Raw genomic sequence first — 18,908 nt, 5'->3', positions numbered from 1 at the left:
GGAACGGCAAGATGGCATCCTATCAGACACGGCACCGCGATCCGCTTCTGGACAGCGAGACCCAGGCCGCGCTTGAACGCCGCAGCCGGGAACTGCTGGGGATCGCCCTGATCGTGCTGGGCCTCGTGGTCGCGATGATCTGCTTCAGCTACTCGCCCACCGATCCGTCGTGGATTTCCGCCAGCGACGCACCGGTGCAGAACTGGCTGGGCCTCTTCGGTGCCGCCACCGCCGCCCCGCTGATGATGATCGTGGGCAAGGGCATCTGGACCCTGCCGTTCGTCCTGATCGCCTGGGGCACGCGCTTCGTGCTGCACCGTGGGTCCGACCGGGCCATGGGCCGCGTGGTCTACATCCCCGTCGTCATCGCCGCCGCCTCGCTTTACGCCGCCTCCTTACCGCGCGGCATCGACTGGCCCGCGAACTTCGGCATGGGGGGCCTCTTCGGCGACACCGTGCTGGGCATGGCGCTGACGATCCTGCCGCTGGGCCCCGTCATCGGCGTCAAGCTGCTGTCGCTGCTGCTGGGCGGTGCCACCGTGGCTCTGCTGGCCTTCGGTCTGGGCTTTACCCGGCCAGAGCTGCGCACCGGTCTGCGCTTCGTGCTGATGGGCACCGTGATGATCTACGACATGCTGCTGGGCCTGATCGGGCGCGGCACGGTCCGCGCCACGCAGGCCGCAGTCGCCGCCCGCAGCAGCATGGCGGCCCGGATGCAGGACCGCGCCGACGCCCGCGCCACGCGCCCGGTGGAACCGCCCGTCGATACCCGCGCTGTTCCCGCCGCGCGCCCCCGCCCGGTCATGGCCCACGATGGCCCCCGCAAGATGCCCCCGATCATCCGCGCCGATGGCAGCTACGTCGACCCGCAACCCGCGCCCCAGACTCCCGCCCCCGCGCCAGAGGCGCAGGCGCACCGCAAGATGCCGGGCATCGGCGGCATGCTCCGCCGCGCCGCGCCGGAACCGGAACTGGTCGAGGCTGACGTCTTCGATCACGACCTCGACGCACCGACCGACGACCGCGTGCGCAGCCGGATCACCGACGCCATCAAGTCCCGCGTCATGCCCAAGCCGCAGCCCGAACCGCATCCCGTCACCGGCATCCGGATCGAACCCTCGCTGACTGCCGGCAAACGCCCCCGCCCGCTGATCCTGCCGTCGGTCCCGCCGCTGACGGCGGCCGCCGCCCCGCAGCAGGTCTGGCAGGACGACGCAGACCTGCTGATCGACGACACGCCGGATGTCGACACACAGGAATTCGACGCGCAGGATTTCGCCGCGCAGGACGAAGACGACATGCCGCCGCCCGCAACCGCCCCCGCCGTCTATCAGCGCAGCCCCATGCCCCGGACAGAGGCACCGTCCCTGACCGCCGAACCCCTGTTCGACCCCGAGGCCCCGCGCCCCGCGATTCCCACGCAGGCCCCGAAAAAGGCCGTCGTGCAGCACGGCATGAACCGCGCCACGATGCCCAGCAAACAGGCGCGGGCCGAGGCGCAGCCCTCCCTCACCTTCGAGGAAAAATACGCCGACTACGAACACCCGCCGCTGAACCTGCTGACCAACCCGTCGGAAATCAAACGCCACGTGTTGTCCGACGAGGCGCTGGAACAGAATGCCCGCATGCTGGAAAGCGTGCTCGACGACTACGGCGTGAAGGGCGAAATCGTCTCGGTTCGTCCCGGCCCCGTCGTCACGATGTACGAACTCGAACCGGCACCGGGCCTCAAGGCGTCGCGCGTCATCGGTCTGGCCGACGACATCGCGCGCTCCATGTCCGCGCTCTCCGCCCGCGTGTCGACCGTTCCGGGCCGCACCGTGATCGGCATCGAACTGCCGAATGAAAACCGCGAAAAGGTCGTCCTGCGCGAAATCCTCTCGGCCCGCGATTTCGGCGACAGCAACATGAAACTCCCCCTGGCGCTGGGCAAGGACATCGGCGGCCAACCCATCGTCGCCAACCTCGCCAAGATGCCTCACTTGCTGATCGCAGGGACCACCGGCTCCGGTAAATCCGTGGCCATCAACACCATGATCCTGTCGCTCCTTTACAAGCTGACGCCGGAAGAATGCCGGATGATCATGATCGACCCCAAGATGCTGGAACTCTCCGTCTACGACGGCATCCCGCACCTGCTCTCCCCCGTCGTCACAGACCCTAAAAAGGCTGTTGTGGCCCTGAAATGGGTCGTGGGAGAGATGGAGGAGCGCTACCGCAAGATGTCCAAGATGGGCGTGCGCAACATCGACGGCTACAACGGCCGCGTGAAAGAGGCGCTCGCCAACGACGAACTCTTCAGCCGGACCGTGCAGACCGGGTTTGACGATGAAACCGGCGAACCGGTGTTCGAAACCGACGAGTTCAAACCCGTCGTGCTGCCCTACATCGTCGTCATCGTGGACGAGATGGCCGACCTGATGATGGTCGCCGGCAAGGAAATCGAGGCCTGCATCCAGCGCCTCGCCCAGATGGCCCGCGCCTCCGGCATCCACCTCATCATGGCGACGCAGCGTCCCTCCGTTGACGTCATCACCGGCACGATCAAGGCCAACTTCCCGACCCGGATTTCCTTCCAGGTGACTTCGAAAATCGACTCCCGCACCATCTTGGGCGAAATGGGCGCCGAACAGCTGCTGGGCATGGGCGACATGCTCTACATGGCAGGCGGCTCCAAGGTCACGCGCGTCCACGGGCCGTTCTGTTCCGACGAGGAAGTCGAGGAAATCGTCAACTTCCTCAAATCCTTCGGGCCGCCCGAATACATGTCCGGCGTCATCGAAGGCCCTGACGAGGATACCGAAAGCAGCATTGATGCGGTGCTCGGCCTCGCCGACGGATCGGATCTGGAAAACGCGCTTTACGACACGGCGGTCGCCATCGTCATCAAGGACCGCAAGTGTTCCACCTCCTACATCCAGCGCAAGCTCGCGATCGGCTACAACAAGGCCGCGCGCCTGGTCGAGCAGATGGAGGATCAGGGCGTGGTCAGCTCCGCCAACCACGTCGGAAAACGCGAAGTCCTCGTCCCCGAACAGCACTGACCGGTCCGTCTTCTTCTGGTCGAAAATACTTTCGGGGGGAGTCGCGGCACGCGGCGGGGGGCAGACAGCCCCCCTCTGCCCTTTGCCAAGACCCGCGAAAGGGTGTCTAACGATCCCGCAACAGGGACGTGACACATGACCGATTACTACACCCCCACCGGCGGCCTGCCGCCGCAGACCGATCTGCTGACCGACCGCGCCGTCTTCACCGAGGCCTATGCGGTGATCCCCAAGGGGACCCTGCGCGACATCACGACCAGTTTCCTGCCGCACTGGCGCAAGATGCGCATGTGGGTCATCGCCCGCCCGATGACCGGCTTTGCGGAAACCTTCAGCCACACGATCACCGAAGTCGCCCCCGGCGGCGGCTCTGATACTCCCGAAACAGACCCTGCGGCACAGGCCGTGCTCTTCGTCGTTGCGGGGCACGCCGAACTCACCATCGGCGATCAGACCCACCTGCTGTTCCCCGGCTCCTACGCCTATCTGCCCGCCGGTTGCGCATGGTCCTTCGCCAACGACCACGACGCGCCCTGCACCTTCCACTGGATCCGCAAGGCCTATGTCGCCGTCGACGGCATCGCCCCGCCGGAGCCTTTCGTGACCCAGGACGCCGACGCCCCGGTGATCGAGATGGCCGGCACCAATGGTGCGTGGTCCACGACCCGCTTCGTCAGCCCCGCGGACATGGCCCACGACATGCACGTCAACATCGTCAACTTCCAGCCCGGCGGCACGATCCCCTTCATGGAAACCCACGTGATGGAACACGGCCTTTATGTTCTGCAGGGCAAGGCCGTCTACCGCCTGAACCGCGACTGGGTCGAGGTCGAGGCGGGCGATTACATGTGGCTGCGCGCCTTCTGCCCGCAGGCCTGCTATGCGGGCGGGCCGGGGCCGTTCCGCTATCTGCTCTACAAGGATGTGAACCGGCAGATGCCGCTGACCCTGCGCTGACATGCGGATCCTGATCAACGGCTTCGGCCGCATCGGCCGCACGATCCTGCGGCAACTGCTGACGACCCGCACCGATACGGGCATCGAAGTCGTGGGCATCAACGACATCGCACCGCTGGACATCTGCGCCTACCTCTTCGGCTATGACAGCGTGTTCGGCCCGTTCCCGCAGGTCGTGTCCGCCGCCAGCGGTGCGCTGATGGTGGGCGACAGCACCTTTGCCTTCACACAGTCCCGGGACCTGTCGACCCTCGATCTGCGCGGCGTCGATCTGGTCCTCGAATGCACCGGCATCGCCCGCACCTCCGACATCGCCAGGCGCGGCCTGACGGCGGGGGCAGGGGCGGTCCTGATCTCCGGCCCGTCGCCTGCGGCAGAGGTGACGGTGGTGCTGGGCGCCAACGACGCCGCCTTAGGCGACGCACGCATCGTGTCGAACGCCAGCTGCACCACGAACGCTCTCGCCCCGATCGTCAAGCATCTGCACGCCGCACTGGGGATCACCGCGGCGCATATGACGACGATCCACTGCTATACCTCCAGCCAGCCGATGACCGACGCCCCCCGCGGCGATTTCGCCCGCAGCCGGGCGGGCGCGCTGTCGATGGTGCCGACCACGACCAGCGCGACGGAACTGGTGACTGAAGTGGTGTCGGAACTGGCCGGTCGGATCACCGGTGCGGCCGTGCGCGTGCCGGTCGCCAGCGTATCCTGCATCGACCTGACGGCGACGGTCAGCCGGGCGGTCACGACCGACGCATTACATGCGGTGCTGCGGCAGACCGATCCGGCGCTGATCGGGACGACGGACCTGCCGCTGGTCTCCTCCGACCTGCGCGCGCGGCCCGAATCGCTGGTTGTCGCGCTGCCGGAATGTTTTGCCACCACCGATCACCAGATCCGGGTGTTCGGCTGGTACGACAACGAATGGGGTTTTTCGGCGCGCATGATCGACATGGCCCTGCGCATGGGCGGGCGTTGACAGGGGCAGATTGAGGTGCCCCCGGAAAACGGGACACGGACGTCAGCGCCGATTTGCCGTCTGCCGAACTTCACCACGACAGCGATCGAAGATGTCGAACCGCATGCAACGGGGCCCTGAATTCAAGGTGAAGGTGGCGCTTGAGGCGCTGAAAGGCGGGGCGACCCTGTCGGAACTGGCGGTCCGGTTTGGTATTCATGCCTCCCTTCGTGCGCCGCCTCTTGTGATCTTGCTGCGCAAAACCCTGCCGGGCCGTGGATCGGACTGACCCGGCCCCCCGGTCATCCCTCGTTCAGACCGAGGGTCGGCCGGTTCGTGCCATGGTGCCCAATTTTGGACCGTCCGTGCCACTTCCCTTGGTCGCTTCAGACAACAGATCCCGTTGCCGCGGGCGGAAAACCGTAAAACCTGTTGACAGATCAGCGCCGCGACCGTCCTTTATCTTTTTGCACGGTCCTGCGTGCCGCAGGTTGCGATCCCCGGAGGAGGATCGCGCCATGCGTTATTATTGGGGGGAGATAAGATGGCCGATACCAAAGGCGGTGCGTTGGGCTTTTTGCACAAGAGCCACATCGTTGCGAAACCAGGCTACAACCGCTGGCGCGTCCCGCCGGCATCCATCGCCATCCACCTGTGCATCGGCTCTGTCTATGCATGGTCGGTGTTCAACCCACCCCTGACGCGGGAACTGGGCGTGGTGGCGTCGAGTGCCGACGACTGGAGCCTGAGTTCCGTCGTGTGGATCTTTTCCGTGGCGATCGTCTTCCTCGGGCTTGCGGCCGCCTTTGCGGGCAAGTGGCTGGAAGACGTCGGGCCGCGGATGGTGGGCGTGGTGGCAGCCTTTCTCTGGGGCGGCGGTTTCATCATCGGATCGTTCGGCATCTCGGCGCATCAGCTGTGGCTGGTCTATCTGGGGTACGGCGTCCTCGGCGGCTGCGGATTGGGGCTGGGATACGTCTCGCCGGTCTCGACGCTGATCCGCTGGTTCCCTGACCGGCGCGGTCTCGCGACGGGCATGGCGATCATGGGCTTTGGCGGCGGCGCGATGATCGCGGCACCGGTGCAGGGCTGGCTTCTCGCAAAATTCCAAAGCGCGCCGACGTTTCTGGGCGCACAGGACGCGATCCAGACCGTTGTCGAAAACGGCCGGGTCATGGCCGAAACGGCGGCGGGCCAGGTCGAGGTCGTGGTCGCATCGGCCGCACAGGCCGCATCCTTTGGCGGCGAGGCGGGACTGTATCAGGTTGGCACCGGCAATACCGGTGCAGCACAGACGTTCCTGACGCTGGGCGTGGTCTATTTCATCGTGATGATCATCGCCTCGTTCCAGTATCGCGTCCCCGCACAGGACTGGAAACCCGAAGGCTGGGTGCCCAAACCGGTCGCATCGGGCATGGTGTCGCGCAACAATGTCGACATCGATCAGACGCTGAAGACACCGCAGTTCTGGCAGTTGTGGGTCATGCTGTGCTTTAACGTCACAGCGGGCATCGGCGTGATCGGCGTGGCCAAGACCATGATGTCCGAAATCTTCGGGTCGGTGATGCCGCTGGTCGTGACGGCGGGTTTTGCATCGACCTACGTCCTGATGATCTCGGTCTTCAACATGGTGGGACGGTTCTTCTGGGCGTCGACGTCGGATTACATCGGCCGCAAGGCGACCTACATGTGCTTCTTCGTGTTGGGCACGGCGCTCTACCTGTCGATCCCGTTCTTCGCCACCAGCGTCGCGACGAATCCGTCGCTGATCTATCTGATCGGGTTCTATGCGGCGACGATGATCATCTTTTCGATGTATGGCGGCGGCTTCGCGACCATTCCGGCCTACCTCGCGGACATGTTCGGCACCATGCACGTCGGCGGCATTCACGGGCGCCTGCTGACGGCATGGTCCACGGCGGGCGTGCTTGGACCGCTTGCGATCACGTCCCTGCGGCAGATGTCCGTGACGAACGCGATCAACGACCTTGCGGCCCGGGTCGATCCCGCCAGCTTTACCCAGACGTTCGGTGCACCGCTGGCGCAATTGGACCAGCTCGTCGCGGCCAAAACCGTGACCATCGCAAGATTGATGGAGATCGCTCCGGCGGGCACCATCGACCCGACCTCGTCGCTGTATAATACCACGATGTATTGCATGGCGGCGCTTCTTGTGGTGGCGTTTTTCGCCAACCTGTTCATGCGGCCCGTGAAATCAGTGCACCATCACGAGGTCCGGACCGCAGAGGCTGTCCCCGGCGAATGACCTGACACCACCGGCATTCCCATGCCGGTGGTGCGCCAGCATCGGTCAATCGAAGGCGTCCCCTGACGGGTCCGGCGCGCGTCGGACCCAAACCTCGCCTACAGGGCTGAAGGGCGCGTCTTTCCCCTACACAATAGTCCTTCCGACGTAAGTTTGATTGACGCAGGACGGACGCTTCACGATAGTCGACGTCACGTAAACTTTTTCAGGAGACATCAGATGGCTTGGACGAAACCGATCATCCGCGAAATCGAATGCGGTATGGAAATCAACATGTATGGCCCCGACAGCGAAGAAGACGCCGGCGGCGTCTTGTTCTGAAAGACCGATGTGCGCGGCAATGTCTTGCGTGACGTTCCGCGCACATCTCATGACAACCGCCGGTCATGGCGGCTGCGGTAGATTTAGCGGCGCGACCTCATTCGAGGTGCGCGACGAAATACGACAGCGTCTGCATGTCCTCATCCGATAGGGCGGACGCCACTTCGACCATGGCGGCACGGTCGCCAATCCGGCGTTCTGCCTTGTAATCGCCAAGCGCCTTCAGGACGTATTGTTCGCGCTGATTGCGCAGCGGCGGCATCTGGTGGCCGCCCAGATAGTCCGCACCGTGACAGGTATTGCAGCGATGCTCTTCAGCCAAAGCGGCCCCGGCGTCCATCCGGGCCTGATCCGGCGTGTCCTCGGGTGCGGCCTGTGGCGGCAGTGATCCGATCCACTCGGATGCCGCACGCAGATCGTTATCGCTGAAATCCGCGACCATGCCGTTCATGATCTCGTTTTCACGCTGGCCTTCACGGAAGGCTACAAGTTGCAGCAACGCATAATAGGCATCGATACCGCCCAATGCGGGCACGTCGGCCTCGGCCTCGGCCTCTTCGCCGTGGCAGGCGATGCAGCTGTCTTTCATCGTCTCGAACTGATCCTGAGCGATGGCTGGCGTGACGAGGCCGGCGCAAAGCGCCGACCCCGCAAATGTGACAAGCCGCTTATTCATCGTGGCTGATACGCCAGATGGCGCCATTCCAGTCATCCGACACCAGCATCGATCCGTCCGGCATCGTGGCGACATCGACAGGGCGACCAACATACTGATTGTCGACGATGAAGCCGGTCAGGAACGGCTCGGTGCGCCCAATCTTGGCGTCGCCGTCCAGATAGGCCACGGCCACTTCGGCGCCGGCCTTTTCGGTCCGGTTCCAGGGGCCGTGCTTGGCGATAAAGATCTGACCCTTGTAGTCATCCCCGAACATGTCGCCCTCGTAAAAGCGCATGCCAAGCGGCGCGGTGTGCGGCCCAAGCAGTGCGACCGGATCGGTGAATTCACTGCACTCATGACCCCAGCCGAATTCCGGATCGGTAAACAGCCCGTTGTGGCAATAGGGGAAACCAAAGTCCTGACCTTCTTCGGTCAGCACGTTCAGCTCGTCCTGCGGGATGTCCTCTGACAGCCAGTCGCGCTGGTTGTCGGTGAACCACAGGTTGCCGGTCTTGGGGTTCCAGTCAAAGCCGACCGTGTTGCGCATGCCCGTCAGGATCGGCTCTGCGCCGGACCCGTCAAGCTCCATCCGGCGGATTTCGCCAAAGCCGTCCTCGCGTTCGCAGATGTTGCAGGGCGAAGAGTTCGAAACATAAAGCTTCTCGTCCGGGCCAACAGCCAGAAAGCGCCAGCCATGGGGGCGCGGCTCGCCCAGGTCCGCATAGATCTCCTCAAGCGCCGGGGCGCTGTCGAGGTGATTCATGATGTCTTTGGCGACCGAGATCTTCGTGTGCTCGGCGATATAAAGATCGCCGTTGTGCAGGGCGATGCCGTTGGGCCAGTCCAGCCCTTCATAAAGCTTGACGGCTTCGCCGCCGGGCGGAATGGCCCAGACCGCGTTGCCCTGCCAGTTTCCGACAAAAACGGTGCCGTCATCAGCGACGCGCAGCGTGCGCGCATTCGCGATGCCGCTGGCAAAGACCTCGACCTTGAAGCCGTCAGGAACGGTCAGGGTCGGCAAATCGGCTTCTGCGGTGGGCAGGGGTGGCGGGGTCTGCGGGGCAAGCTCCTGCGCCGCTTCGGTCTCCGGCCGACCTTCAAGCGGGCTGCCTTTTTCCGGGGCCTGCGCTGACGCCATCTGCGTGCCAAGCGCGAAAACGCTGAGCATCGACACAGCGGTTATCTGTCCGAATTTCATAATATCCTCCTGTTTTTCAGCGACACGAATTGCGGTGCTGACCTCCACAGCAACGCTAACATCACCATGTCCAAGGATGCCAGAAAAGCGTGCATGCGCAACTTGTAATTGAACGAACCCTTATGTTGCGACGGTTTGCCAGGCCGGGATGGCTCACACGCTGTCGCGACTTCGATTCGATAAATGTCTTGAAAGTGCAGGACATGATCCATCTGCATCGGCGCCAGCCAACACAGTCAATCTGCACTCCGCGGCAAAAATGACCGTCCTGCGAAATTGGGAGGGTGAGGCAGAGAGCCAGTGATTTGACCCTGCCACGACCGGACACCGTTTTTATGTGGCCATATCAAGTAACAAACCGTCTTTTGTCCGACGCTAACATACTTGCAAAGGACCGACATATGGTTTTACTTCGCGGCGATACGTCATTGCGCCCGAAAAATGTGCAAACACTGCAGTGACGATCACTCTGGGAGGAGAACCATGACACAATTGAAAAATTTCAATCGCCGATCTTTCCTGACGAAGTCCGCGCTGGCGGGCGGTGTCGCAACCGGCAGCATGCTGGCGGCACCCGCCGTTCTGGCCCAGTCGCCGCTTGTCGTGAAGATGCAGACATCGTGGAACGATGCGAATATCTGGCAGGACTTTGCCCGCGACTATGCCACCCGGGTCGAGGAAATGTCCGGCGGCCGCATGAAGATCGACGTGCTGCCCGCAGGCGCCGTCGTCGGTGCGTTTCAGGTGCTGGATGCCGTCAACGACGGTCTGATCGACGCCGCCCACTCGGTGCCCGTCTACTGGTACGGCAAGAACAAGGCCGCGTCGCTGTTCGGCACCGGCCCGGTTTTCGGCGGATCCGCCACGACGATGCTGTCCTGGTTCTACGCCGGCGGCGGCATGGAGCTCTATGACGAACTGACGCAAGAGATCATGGGTCTTGATGTCGTCGGCCGTCTGGGTTTCCCGATGTTCGCGCAGCCCTTCGGCTGGTTCAAGAACGAGGTCAACACCGTCGCCGACCTGCAGGGCCTGAAGTACCGCACCGTCGGTCTGGCCGCTGACCTGATGGCCAAGATGGGCATGTCCGTGGCCCAGTTGCCCGGCGGAGAGATCGTGCCCGCCATGGAACGTGGCGTCATCGACGCGTTCGAATTCAACAACCCGTCGTCGGACAAGGACTTCGGCGCGCAGGACGTGGCCAAGAACTACTACCTTTCGTCCTACCATCAGGCCTCCGAGAGCTTCGAATTCCTGTTCTCGCGCGCCTTCCTCGAGGATCTCGATCCCGACTTCCAGGCCATCCTGAAATATGGCGTCGAGGCAGCCTCGACCGCCAACACGGCCAAGGCCATGGACCGCTATTCCGCCGACCTGCAATGGTTGCAGAACGATGCGGGCGTCACGGTCCACCGGACGTCGAAGGAAATCCTCGACGCGCAGCTGGCGGCCTGGGACGAGCTGATCCCCGAACTGGAAACCGATCCCTTCATGAAGAAGACCCTTGATAGCCAACGGGCGTGGGTCGAGCGCGTATCGTATTACGAGCTCATGAACTCTCCTGATTACGGGTTGGCCTACGATCACTACTTCCCGGGCAAGGTGAAGCTGTAATCCGGTCAATTTGGCCGTTCTGAACCTCGGCGCAACCTGCGCCGAGGTTTTTTCGACGATCTGCGGGGATATCATGATCGCATTCATTCGGTTCGCCGACGGCCTTTCCGCATGGTTCGGAAAAGCTTTCGCCTGGCTTATCATCGTCATGGCGGTTGGCACGGGCTACGAGGTCTTCGTACGCTACGTGCTGAACGACCCGACCTCTTGGGCGCTGGACGTGTCGTTCATCATGTACGGTGCGCTCTTCATGATGGGCGGGGCCTATACCTTGTCACGTGGTGGGCACGTACGCGGCGACTTCCTCTACAGGCTGTTGCAACCGCGCACGCAGGCCAAGATCGACTTTGTCCTCTACATCATCTTCTTCTTTCCCGGCGTGACCGCCCTGATCTTCGCGGGCTGGAAATATGCCGCGCGGTCGTGGGGCTACGCCGAAGTGTCCGCGGCCAGCCCGGCGGGCGTGCCGATCTATCAATTCAAGACCGTCATCGTGGCGGCGGGTCTGTTGCTCTTCGTGCAGGGCATCGCGCAACTCATGCGCTGCATTATCGCCATGCGCACCAATGAATGGATCGAGGCGTCCGAAGACGTGTTCGAAACCGAAGACCTTCTGATGCGTGAAGCCAACAAGGCCGAGAAAGATCATCTGTCATGACTGACCCGCAAGTTGCCCTGATGATGCTGGGGCTGTTCATCGTTTTCGTCTTTCTGGGTTTCCCGATCGCCTTCACGCTGATGGCGATGGGCATCGGGTTCGGCTATTTCGCCTACTTCGATCCCAGCCGCATGTGGCGCGCGTTCGAACGTCTGGACGACACCGCCAGCACCTGGGACAGCTGGTCGACCTGGATCGAGGGGTTTCTGAACAACAGGATCTTCGACCTCTTCGTGAACCAGACCTTTACAGTCATGTCGAACGAGGTTCTGACCGCCGTCCCGCTGTTCCTGTTCATGGGCTACATCGTGGAACGGTCGAACATCGTCGACCGCCTGTTCACCACCCTGAACATCGCATCCAAGAACGTCCCCGGCTCGATGGGCGTCGCGGCGCTGATCACCTGCGCGCTCTTTGCGACCGCGACCGGCATCGTCGGCGCCGTCGTCACGCTGATGGGTCTGCTGGCGCTGCCCGCGATGCTCAAGGCGCGCTACGACCCGTCTTTCGCGGCCGGCATCATCTGTGCCGGTGGCACGCTGGGCATCCTGATCCCGCCGTCGATCATGCTGATCGTCTATGCGGCGGCGACGAACGTCTCGATCGTCCGGCTTTATGCGGCGGCCTTGCTGCCGGGCCTGACGCTGGTGGGCCTTTACCTGATCTACATTGTCGGTCGGTCCATCCTGCAACCCTCGTCGGCGCCAAAGCCCACGGAGGACGAAGTCCCGGACATGCCACGGATGCAGGTTCTGTGGCTGATCATCACGTCCTTCGTGCCGCTGGCCTTCCTGATCTTCGCGGTGCTCGGGTCCATCCTGTTCGGTCTGGCCACCCCGACCGAAGCCGCGTCCATCGGTGCGCTGGGGGGGATCCTGCTGGCTTTCCTCTACCGTGCGATGACGTGGCAACGGCTGCGCGAAAGCGTCTATCTGACCGTGCGGACGACGGCGATGGTCTGCTGGCTCTTCGTCGGCTCCTACACCTTCTCGGCCGTGTTTTCCTACCTTGGCGGGGAACAGGTCATCGGGGAATTCGTCTCCAGTCTGGACCTGACGCCGATCCAGTTCCTGATCATCGCGCAGCTGATCATCTTTCTGCTGGGCTGGCCGCTGGAATGGTCAGAGATCATCATCATCTTCGTGCCGATCTTCCTGCCGCTGCTCGAAGTCTTCGGGATCGATCCACTGTTCTTCGGCATCCTCGTGGCGCTGAACCTGCAGACCAGCTTCCTCACGCCGCCGATGGCCATGTCGGCCTATTACCTCAAGGGTATCGCGCCGCCGGAACTGCGTCTGACGCAGATCTTCAAGGGGGTCATGCCATTCCTGCTCTGCGTGCTCATCAGCATGGTGCTGATGTATATCTTCCCGCAGATCGTCTTCTATCTGCCGGACCTGTTCTATGGCCGCTAAGCCCAAGCAAAGCGAACAGCTCCTCGCCGCACCGGGCGCCTTGCTGTTGCGCGACAGGCTGGCCTCGGGCGCGCTCGATGCGCTGGCGCTCGTCGAAAGCTACATCGCCCGGATCGCGGAACGAGAGTCTCAGGTCGGGGCTTGGGCCTGGTTCGACCCAGAGTTCGCCCGCACCCAGGCGCGGGCGCTGGATGCGCACCGGCGTGCAGGCAAGCCGCTGGGCCGCCTGCACGGGCTGCCCGTCGGGATCAAGGACATCATCGACACCACCCGGATCCCGACGGAAAACGGCTGCGCCCTCGACGCGGGCCGCATCCCGTTCCGTGATGCCTGGGTCGTCGCGCGACTGAAGAAAGAAGGCGCGATCATCATGGGTAAAACCGTGACGACGGAACTGGCCTTTATGCAGCCCGGCAAGACGGCCAACCCGCACAACCTGTCCCATTCCCCCGGCGGATCGTCGCAAGGCTCTGCCGCCGCTGTCGCCGACGGCATGGTGCCGCTGGCGATCGGCACGCAGACCGGCGGATCGGTGATCCGCCCCGCGTCCTTCTGCGGCGTCACCGGGTACAAGCCGACGTTCGGTGCCATTCCCCGCACCGGCATCCTGCCCCAGTCGCCCTCACTCGATACGGTCGGCGTCTTCGCCGGCGACCCCGGCGGTGCGGCGCTTTTGGCCGAAGTCCTGTTTGGGTACGACGCCGAGGATCCGGCCATCCACCCGGAACCTTCGCCCGCGCTCGTGCGGGCCACCCGCACGCTGCCGCCGCTGCCCCCCGTCTTCGCCTTCGTCAAACCGCCCGGCTGGGCGGACGCGGACCCAAGCCTTCATGCGGCTTTCGACGAACTGGTGGCGGCCCTCGGCGATCAGGTCTTCGAGGTGACATTGCCGGACGTCTTCACCGCCGCGGCGGCACAGCGGCAGACGATCAATGCCTCCGAAATGGCCTATCACTACTACCGCTACTGGCGCGACGGCGCAGACCAGCTGGGCCCTCAAACGCGTGCCGGCATCGAAAAGGGCAATGCGACAGCCGCACGCGACTATCTGTCGGCCCGCGACGTGCCGCGTGTTCTGAACGCAGCGCTGGAGGAGATCTTCGACCGCTGCGACGCGATCATCTGCCCGGCCGCGACCGGACCGGCCCCAAAAGGCCTCGATACCACCGGCGATCCGATCTTCAACGGGCTCTGGACGTTCTGCGGCACGCCCTGCCTCACCCTGCCGTTGCTGATCGACGCGGACGACATGCCGATGGGCGTGCAACTGGTGGCGGCGCGTGGCAACGACACCCGCCTGCTACGCACCGCACAATGGCTTCACGACTGGGCCACTGGTGGCGACACCACGACAAAGGAAACATCATGAACCGCATTCTCGCCCTGTTCGCCTTCGTCATTCTCGCGGGCTTCCTTGGCATTCTGGCCTACAGGGTGCCAAGCCCGGACCTGCTCGTGGTGCTGGGCCTGACGATCCTGTTGGCCGGCTATGACTTCGCCACATCAAGCCGCGATAAAAAGGACTGATCACCGATGTCGAAACCGGTGATTTGGATCACGCGGACACTGTCCGCGGCGACGCTGGCGCGGGCGCGGCGCGATTACGACGTGATCTGGAACGATGCCGATACGCCGGGACGTGCCGCTGACATCATCGCGATGAGCGGGCAGATAGACGGGGTCATTCCGTGTCATTCCGAACACTTCACCGCCGACGTGGTGGCGCAGCTTGATCCGCGTCTGAAAATCATCGCAAACCATTCCGTCGGGGTCGATCATTGTGATCTGCCCGCGTTGCGATCACGCGGCATTACAGTCACGAACACGCCGGGTGTTCTGTCGGATGCCACCGCGGAACTGGCGATGATGCTGATGCTGGCCGCCGCGCGGCACGGAATCGCCGGCGACAGTCTCGTGCGGACAGGCGCTTGGGATGCCTGGTCCCCGGCCTTGCTGGTGGGCAAGCAGGTGACGGGCGCGCGGCTTGGGATCATCGGCATGGGGGGCGTCGGGCTCGCGATGGCGCGCAAGGCCCGCGGCTTTGACATGAAAATTCATTACCATAATCGCACACGACTTTCGCCGGACATGGAAGCCGGTGCAATCTACCATGATGACCTCGACGACCTCCTCGCCGCGTCCGATTTCCTGTCGCTTCACTGCCCGTCCACGCCCCAGACCAAAGGCCTGATAAACGCGCGGCGACTGGATCTACTGCCACCCGGGGCGGTTCTCGTGAATACGGCCAGAGGCAGTCTGGTCGATGAAGACGCTCTCCTCGCTGCAATTGAGACCGGCCATCTTGCGGCGGCAGGTCTGGATTGCTTCGATGTAGAGCCGGGTGGAAACCCCGCTTTCGCCAAGCATCGGAACATCGTCATGATGCCCCATGTGGGCAGTGCCACGATGCAAACGCGTGACGCCATGGGCGCCATGGCCCTCGACAATCTTGACAGTTTCTTTCGTGGCGAAACACCTGCCAACGTTGTCTAGAACCCCGTCCGTTATTTCCACGCTGGCATACCGCTGTCGAATAAACGATTCACGGGATCGCCTGCGTGGTGAAGATCACCAGACAGCAAATCGAAACTGACGTCCGTGTCCCGTTTTCGGAGGGCACCTCAGACACCCCCCCGCAGGTCTGTTCAATCCGAAGAAGGATGAACCGTGAAGGGCGTCACACGCACCTCTTGCAGGTTCGCACCGGTGCCGATGCGGTCGACCACGGCGAAAAGGCCAGGGGCGTGCAGCGGCGTCAGCACGCCGTGCCACGTGCCGCGGTGCAGGTTGATCGCCTGACCCGGGGCCGTGATGAAGGCCTGCGGGGCGCCGGGACGGCCATCGTCGTCGGGGGCCACGATGACGAGGAAGGGCGCGTGGCTCATCGGGATGAAGGCCTGCGACCCCTCCGGATGCCGTTCCAGCAGGTCGCAGGTATAGGGCAGGCTGCGGGGCTGCGCATCGAAGAGGCTGATCCCCGCACGTCCGTCGCCGAAATCAAGGCGGGCGCGGTCGTGATAGCGCCCGCAAAGGCCCGCGTTGATCAGCTTGTCGGGGTCTCCGCCCGTATCCAGCACGTCGCCGAAAGGGGCGAAGGCCGCGGCGGTCAGGGGGCGGGCGGTGATCACATCATCGCCCGCAGGCGCAGTTCCGCGATCCGCTCGACCTGATCGCAGGCGGTGGCGAACTCCACCTCGACGCTGTTCTGCAACCGGTCGCCAAAGGCGCGCAGGATGCTGTCCTTGGTGTGGTCGCGCACGGCGATGATGAAGGGAAAGCCGAACTTGGCGACATAGGCGGCATTGGCTTTCTGGAACGTCTCGCGTTCCGCGTCGGTCAGCGCATCAAGGCCGGCGGCCGCCTGTTCCGCCGTGCTGTCGGCGGTCAGGCGTTTCGCTGCCGCGAGCTTGCCCGCAAGGTCCGGATGGGCGCGCAGCACCTTCAGCCGGTCCTCGGTCGCGCTGGACCGGAACATGCGGGCCAGCGCGTTGGCAAGGCCGGTGGGCGTGTCATGCGCTGCCCCCAGTTCCAGACCGTGGGCGCGTTCGGCGATCCAGGGGGAGTGCTCGTAGATCCCGCCGAATTTTTCGACGAAGGCGGCCTTGGCCATCTGGCTGGGCCGCTCGCGGCGGACGTGGGGGAAATGCGTGCGCCAGTGATCGGCGATCTCGGCGCGCGTGGCGAACCAGACGCCCTCGTGGCCCTGCGCATAGTCGATGAACTGCCGCAGCGCTTCGATGCGGCCCGGCCGGCCGACAAGGCGGCAGTGCAGGCCCACGGACATCATCTTGGCCTGCCCTTCCTGCCCCTCGCGATACAGCGCGTCAAAGCTGGCCTTGAGGTAATCGAGGAACTGTGCGCCCGCGTTGAAACCTTGCGGCGTGGCGAACCGCATGTCGTTGACGTCCAGCGTATAGGGCACGATCAGCTGATCCCGCTCGCCCATCTCCATCCAGTAGGGCAACTCGTCCGCGTAGCTGTCAGCGAGGTAGTCGAAGCCTTCCTCTGCCGCCAGCCGCACCGAGTTGATCGAGGCACGCCCCTGATAGAACCCCCGCGGGCGCGATCCCGTCACTTCCGTATGCAGGCGGATCGCGCGCTGGATATGGGCGCGCTCGGTATCCTCGTGCGCGTCCTTATATTCGATCCACTTCAACCCGTGCGATGCGATTTCCCAGCCGGAATCCTGCATCGCGGCCACCTGTTCCGGCCCCCGCGCCAGCGCGGTCGCCACGCCGAACACCGTGACCGGCAAGTCCTTCAGCAGGCGGTGCAGCCGCCAGAACCCGGCCCGCGCGCCGTATTCATAGATCGTTTCCATGTTCCAGTGCCGCTGCCCGGGCCAAGCCGCCGCCCCCACGATCTCGGACAGGAAGGCCTCCGAGGCCGCATCCCCGTGCAGAATGTTGTTTTCGCCGCCTTCCTCGTAGTTCACGACGATCTGGATGGCGATTTTCGCGGCGTTCGGCCATTTCGGGTCTGGCGTCTGCGCGCCATAGCCGATCATGTCGCGGGGGTAGCGGGTCATTTCGGTCTTCCTTTGGGATCGGGCCGTTTATACCGTGATTGACGCGACTGGCGAGAGGGCAAAGCAGATGTACGACATGGCGATCCTGTGGGAATGGCTGGCCTTTGCCGTGCGCTGGACCCATGTCATCACCGCGATCGCCTGGATCGGGTCCAGCTTCTATTTCATCGCCCTCGACCTTGGCCTGAACCGCAACATCCCCGGCCCCGCCGACGGCGAGGAATGGCAGGTCCACGGCGGCGGCTTCTACTACATCCAGAAATATCTGGTGGCCCCCGACGCGATGCCCGCCCACCTGACATGGTTCAAGTGGGAGAGTTATTCCACATGGCTGTCCGGCTTCGCCATGCTGATGGTGGTCTACTGGGCGGGCGCGAACCTGTTCCTGATCGACCCGGCCAAGGCCGATCTGGCGATCTGGCAGGCAATTTTGATCTCGGCCGGGTCGCTGGCGGTGGGCTGGGTGATCTATGATTTCCTGTGCAAATCGCCACTGGGCGAGCGGCCCACGGTCCTGATGCTGCTGCTGTTTGCGATGCTGGTCGTCATGTCATGGGGCTACAATCAGGTCTTCACGGGCCGCGCGGCGCTACTGCATCTGGGTGCCTTCACCGCGACGATCATGACGGCGAACGTCTTCCTGATCATCATGCCGAACCAGCGCATCGTCGTGGCCGACCTCAAGGCGGGGCGCAAGCCGGATCCCAAGTACGGCAAGATCGCCAAGCTGCGCAGCACGCACAACAACTACCTGACGCTGCCGGTGATCTTCCTGATGTTGTCGAACCACTACCCGCTGGCCTTCGGGACGCAATACGCGTGGATCATCGCAGCACTCGTATTCCTGCTGGGGGTCACGATCCGGCACTATTTCAATTCCATGCACGCCCGCAAAGGCAAGCCCACATGGACCTGGGCCGCGACGGTCGTAATCTTCATCGTCATGGCGTGGCTGTCGTCGTTCCCGGGGTACGACACCATTGATGCGTCAGAGGCGCGCGCCCTGACACCCACCGAAGCACGCTTTGCCCAGGCCGAGGGGTTTCAGGACGCGGCCCAGATCGTGCAGGGCCGCTGTTCCATGTGCCACGCCCGCGACCCCGTTTGGGACGGCATCCGCTGGGCGCCCAAAGGCGTCTTCCTGGAAACTAAGGCCGACATCGCCAGCCATGCCCACCAGATCTATGTGCAGGCGGGCATCAGCCACGCCATGCCCCCCGCCAATGTGACAGAGATCAGCGACGCGGACCGGCAGGTGCTCGCCCGCTGGTTCCGCGCCGCATCCTGA

17 protein-coding genes are annotated in these 18,908 nt (G+C 63.6%); 13 read left to right on the top strand and 4 right to left on the bottom strand.

From position 1 onward, the window contains the following. The first annotated feature begins 11 nt into the window (after nucleotides 1-11). The 6 genes from GLR48_RS04275 (at nucleotide 12) to pqqA (ending at nucleotide 7,549) form a co-directional block, all read left to right on the top strand. The gene (locus GLR48_RS04275; RefSeq protein WP_237058993.1) at nucleotides 12-3,044 is read left to right on the top strand and encodes a DNA translocase FtsK; all 3,033 of its coding nucleotides are present in this window, start codon (nucleotides 12-14) and stop codon (nucleotides 3,042-3,044) included. A 135-nt stretch (nucleotides 3,045-3,179) separates the two neighbouring features. Then, nucleotides 3,180-4,001 carry a bifunctional allantoicase/(S)-ureidoglycine aminohydrolase gene (locus GLR48_RS04270; RefSeq protein ID WP_237058991.1) on the top strand — a complete coding sequence of 274 codons (822 nt, stop codon included), beginning with the start codon at nucleotides 3,180-3,182 and terminating at the stop codon, nucleotides 3,999-4,001. Between the two features lies 1 nt (nucleotide 4,002). After that, nucleotides 4,003-4,983, top strand: a complete 981-nt coding sequence (locus GLR48_RS04265; protein ID WP_237058989.1) for a type I glyceraldehyde-3-phosphate dehydrogenase — start codon at nucleotides 4,003-4,005, stop codon at nucleotides 4,981-4,983. A gap of 103 nt (nucleotides 4,984-5,086) precedes the next feature. Further along, nucleotides 5,087-5,251, top strand: coding sequence for a hypothetical protein (locus GLR48_RS04260; RefSeq protein WP_237058987.1), 165 nt, complete (start codon nucleotides 5,087-5,089; stop codon nucleotides 5,249-5,251). A 255-nt stretch (nucleotides 5,252-5,506) separates the two neighbouring features. Continuing rightward, nucleotides 5,507-7,228, top strand: coding sequence for an OFA family MFS transporter (locus GLR48_RS04255; RefSeq protein ID WP_237058985.1), 1,722 nt, complete (start codon nucleotides 5,507-5,509; stop codon nucleotides 7,226-7,228). A 219-nt stretch (nucleotides 7,229-7,447) separates the two neighbouring features. Continuing rightward, nucleotides 7,448-7,549: a pyrroloquinoline quinone precursor peptide PqqA gene (gene pqqA / locus GLR48_RS04250; protein WP_072858477.1), complete on the top strand. Its 102-nt coding sequence runs from the start codon at nucleotides 7,448-7,450 to the stop codon at nucleotides 7,547-7,549. 97 nt (nucleotides 7,550-7,646) lie between these two features. Here pqqA and GLR48_RS04245 read toward each other — a convergent pair whose 3' ends face one another. Next, nucleotides 7,647-8,225 carry a c-type cytochrome gene (locus GLR48_RS04245; protein ID WP_237058982.1) on the bottom strand — a complete coding sequence of 193 codons (579 nt, stop codon included), beginning with the start codon at nucleotides 8,223-8,225 and terminating at the stop codon, nucleotides 7,647-7,649. After that, nucleotides 8,218-9,405, bottom strand: coding sequence for a PQQ-dependent sugar dehydrogenase (locus GLR48_RS04240; RefSeq protein WP_237058980.1), 1,188 nt, complete (start codon nucleotides 9,403-9,405; stop codon nucleotides 8,218-8,220). The genes GLR48_RS04245 and GLR48_RS04240 overlap by 8 nt, the downstream gene beginning before the upstream one ends. 483 nt (nucleotides 9,406-9,888) lie before the next feature. Between GLR48_RS04240 and GLR48_RS04235 the strand changes: the two genes are divergently transcribed. From GLR48_RS04235 to GLR48_RS04210, 6 genes are all read left to right on the top strand, one after another. Further along, nucleotides 9,889-11,019, top strand: a complete 1,131-nt coding sequence (locus GLR48_RS04235) for a TRAP transporter substrate-binding protein (RefSeq protein WP_237058978.1) — start codon at nucleotides 9,889-9,891, stop codon at nucleotides 11,017-11,019. 73 nt (nucleotides 11,020-11,092) lie between these two features. Continuing rightward, complete coding sequence (locus GLR48_RS04230) at nucleotides 11,093-11,677, top strand: TRAP transporter small permease subunit (RefSeq protein WP_237058976.1); 585 nt, start codon at nucleotides 11,093-11,095, stop codon at nucleotides 11,675-11,677. After that, on the top strand, nucleotides 11,674-13,092 hold the full coding sequence (locus GLR48_RS04225; RefSeq protein ID WP_237058974.1) for a TRAP transporter large permease: 1,419 nt from the start codon (nucleotides 11,674-11,676) through the stop codon (nucleotides 13,090-13,092). Before GLR48_RS04230 ends, GLR48_RS04225 begins: the two co-directional genes overlap by 4 nt. Next, complete coding sequence (locus GLR48_RS04220; protein ID WP_237058972.1) at nucleotides 13,082-14,461, top strand: amidase; 1,380 nt, start codon at nucleotides 13,082-13,084, stop codon at nucleotides 14,459-14,461. Before GLR48_RS04225 ends, GLR48_RS04220 begins: the two co-directional genes overlap by 11 nt. Further along, complete coding sequence (locus GLR48_RS04215; RefSeq protein ID WP_237058970.1) at nucleotides 14,458-14,619, top strand: hypothetical protein; 162 nt, start codon at nucleotides 14,458-14,460, stop codon at nucleotides 14,617-14,619. Before GLR48_RS04220 ends, GLR48_RS04215 begins: the two co-directional genes overlap by 4 nt. A gap of 6 nt (nucleotides 14,620-14,625) precedes the next feature. Next, nucleotides 14,626-15,585 carry a 2-hydroxyacid dehydrogenase gene (locus tag GLR48_RS04210; RefSeq protein WP_237058961.1) on the top strand — a complete coding sequence of 320 codons (960 nt, stop codon included), beginning with the start codon at nucleotides 14,626-14,628 and terminating at the stop codon, nucleotides 15,583-15,585. A 152-nt stretch (nucleotides 15,586-15,737) separates the two neighbouring features. Here the strand turns inward: GLR48_RS04210 and GLR48_RS04205 are convergent, their stop codons facing one another. Both GLR48_RS04205 and puuE read right to left on the bottom strand, forming a co-directional pair. After that, nucleotides 15,738-16,220 carry an ureidoglycolate lyase gene (locus GLR48_RS04205; protein ID WP_237058959.1) on the bottom strand — a complete coding sequence of 161 codons (483 nt, stop codon included), beginning with the start codon at nucleotides 16,218-16,220 and terminating at the stop codon, nucleotides 15,738-15,740. After that, nucleotides 16,217-17,620: an allantoinase PuuE gene (puuE, locus tag GLR48_RS04200; protein ID WP_237058957.1), complete on the bottom strand. Its 1,404-nt coding sequence runs from the start codon at nucleotides 17,618-17,620 to the stop codon at nucleotides 16,217-16,219. Before puuE ends, GLR48_RS04205 begins: the two co-directional genes overlap by 4 nt. A gap of 67 nt (nucleotides 17,621-17,687) precedes the next feature. Between puuE and GLR48_RS04195 the strand changes: the two genes are divergently transcribed. Further along, entirely contained in the window at nucleotides 17,688-18,908 is a 1,221-nt protein-coding gene (locus tag GLR48_RS04195) for a urate hydroxylase PuuD (RefSeq protein ID WP_237064354.1), read from the top strand.

The sequence above is a fragment of the Loktanella sp. M215 genome, assembly GCF_021735925.1.
Classification (GTDB): domain Bacteria; phylum Pseudomonadota; class Alphaproteobacteria; order Rhodobacterales; family Rhodobacteraceae; genus Loktanella.
The sequence above is the reverse complement of the archived record's forward strand: the minus strand, read 5'-3'. Positions and strand labels throughout refer to the sequence as shown.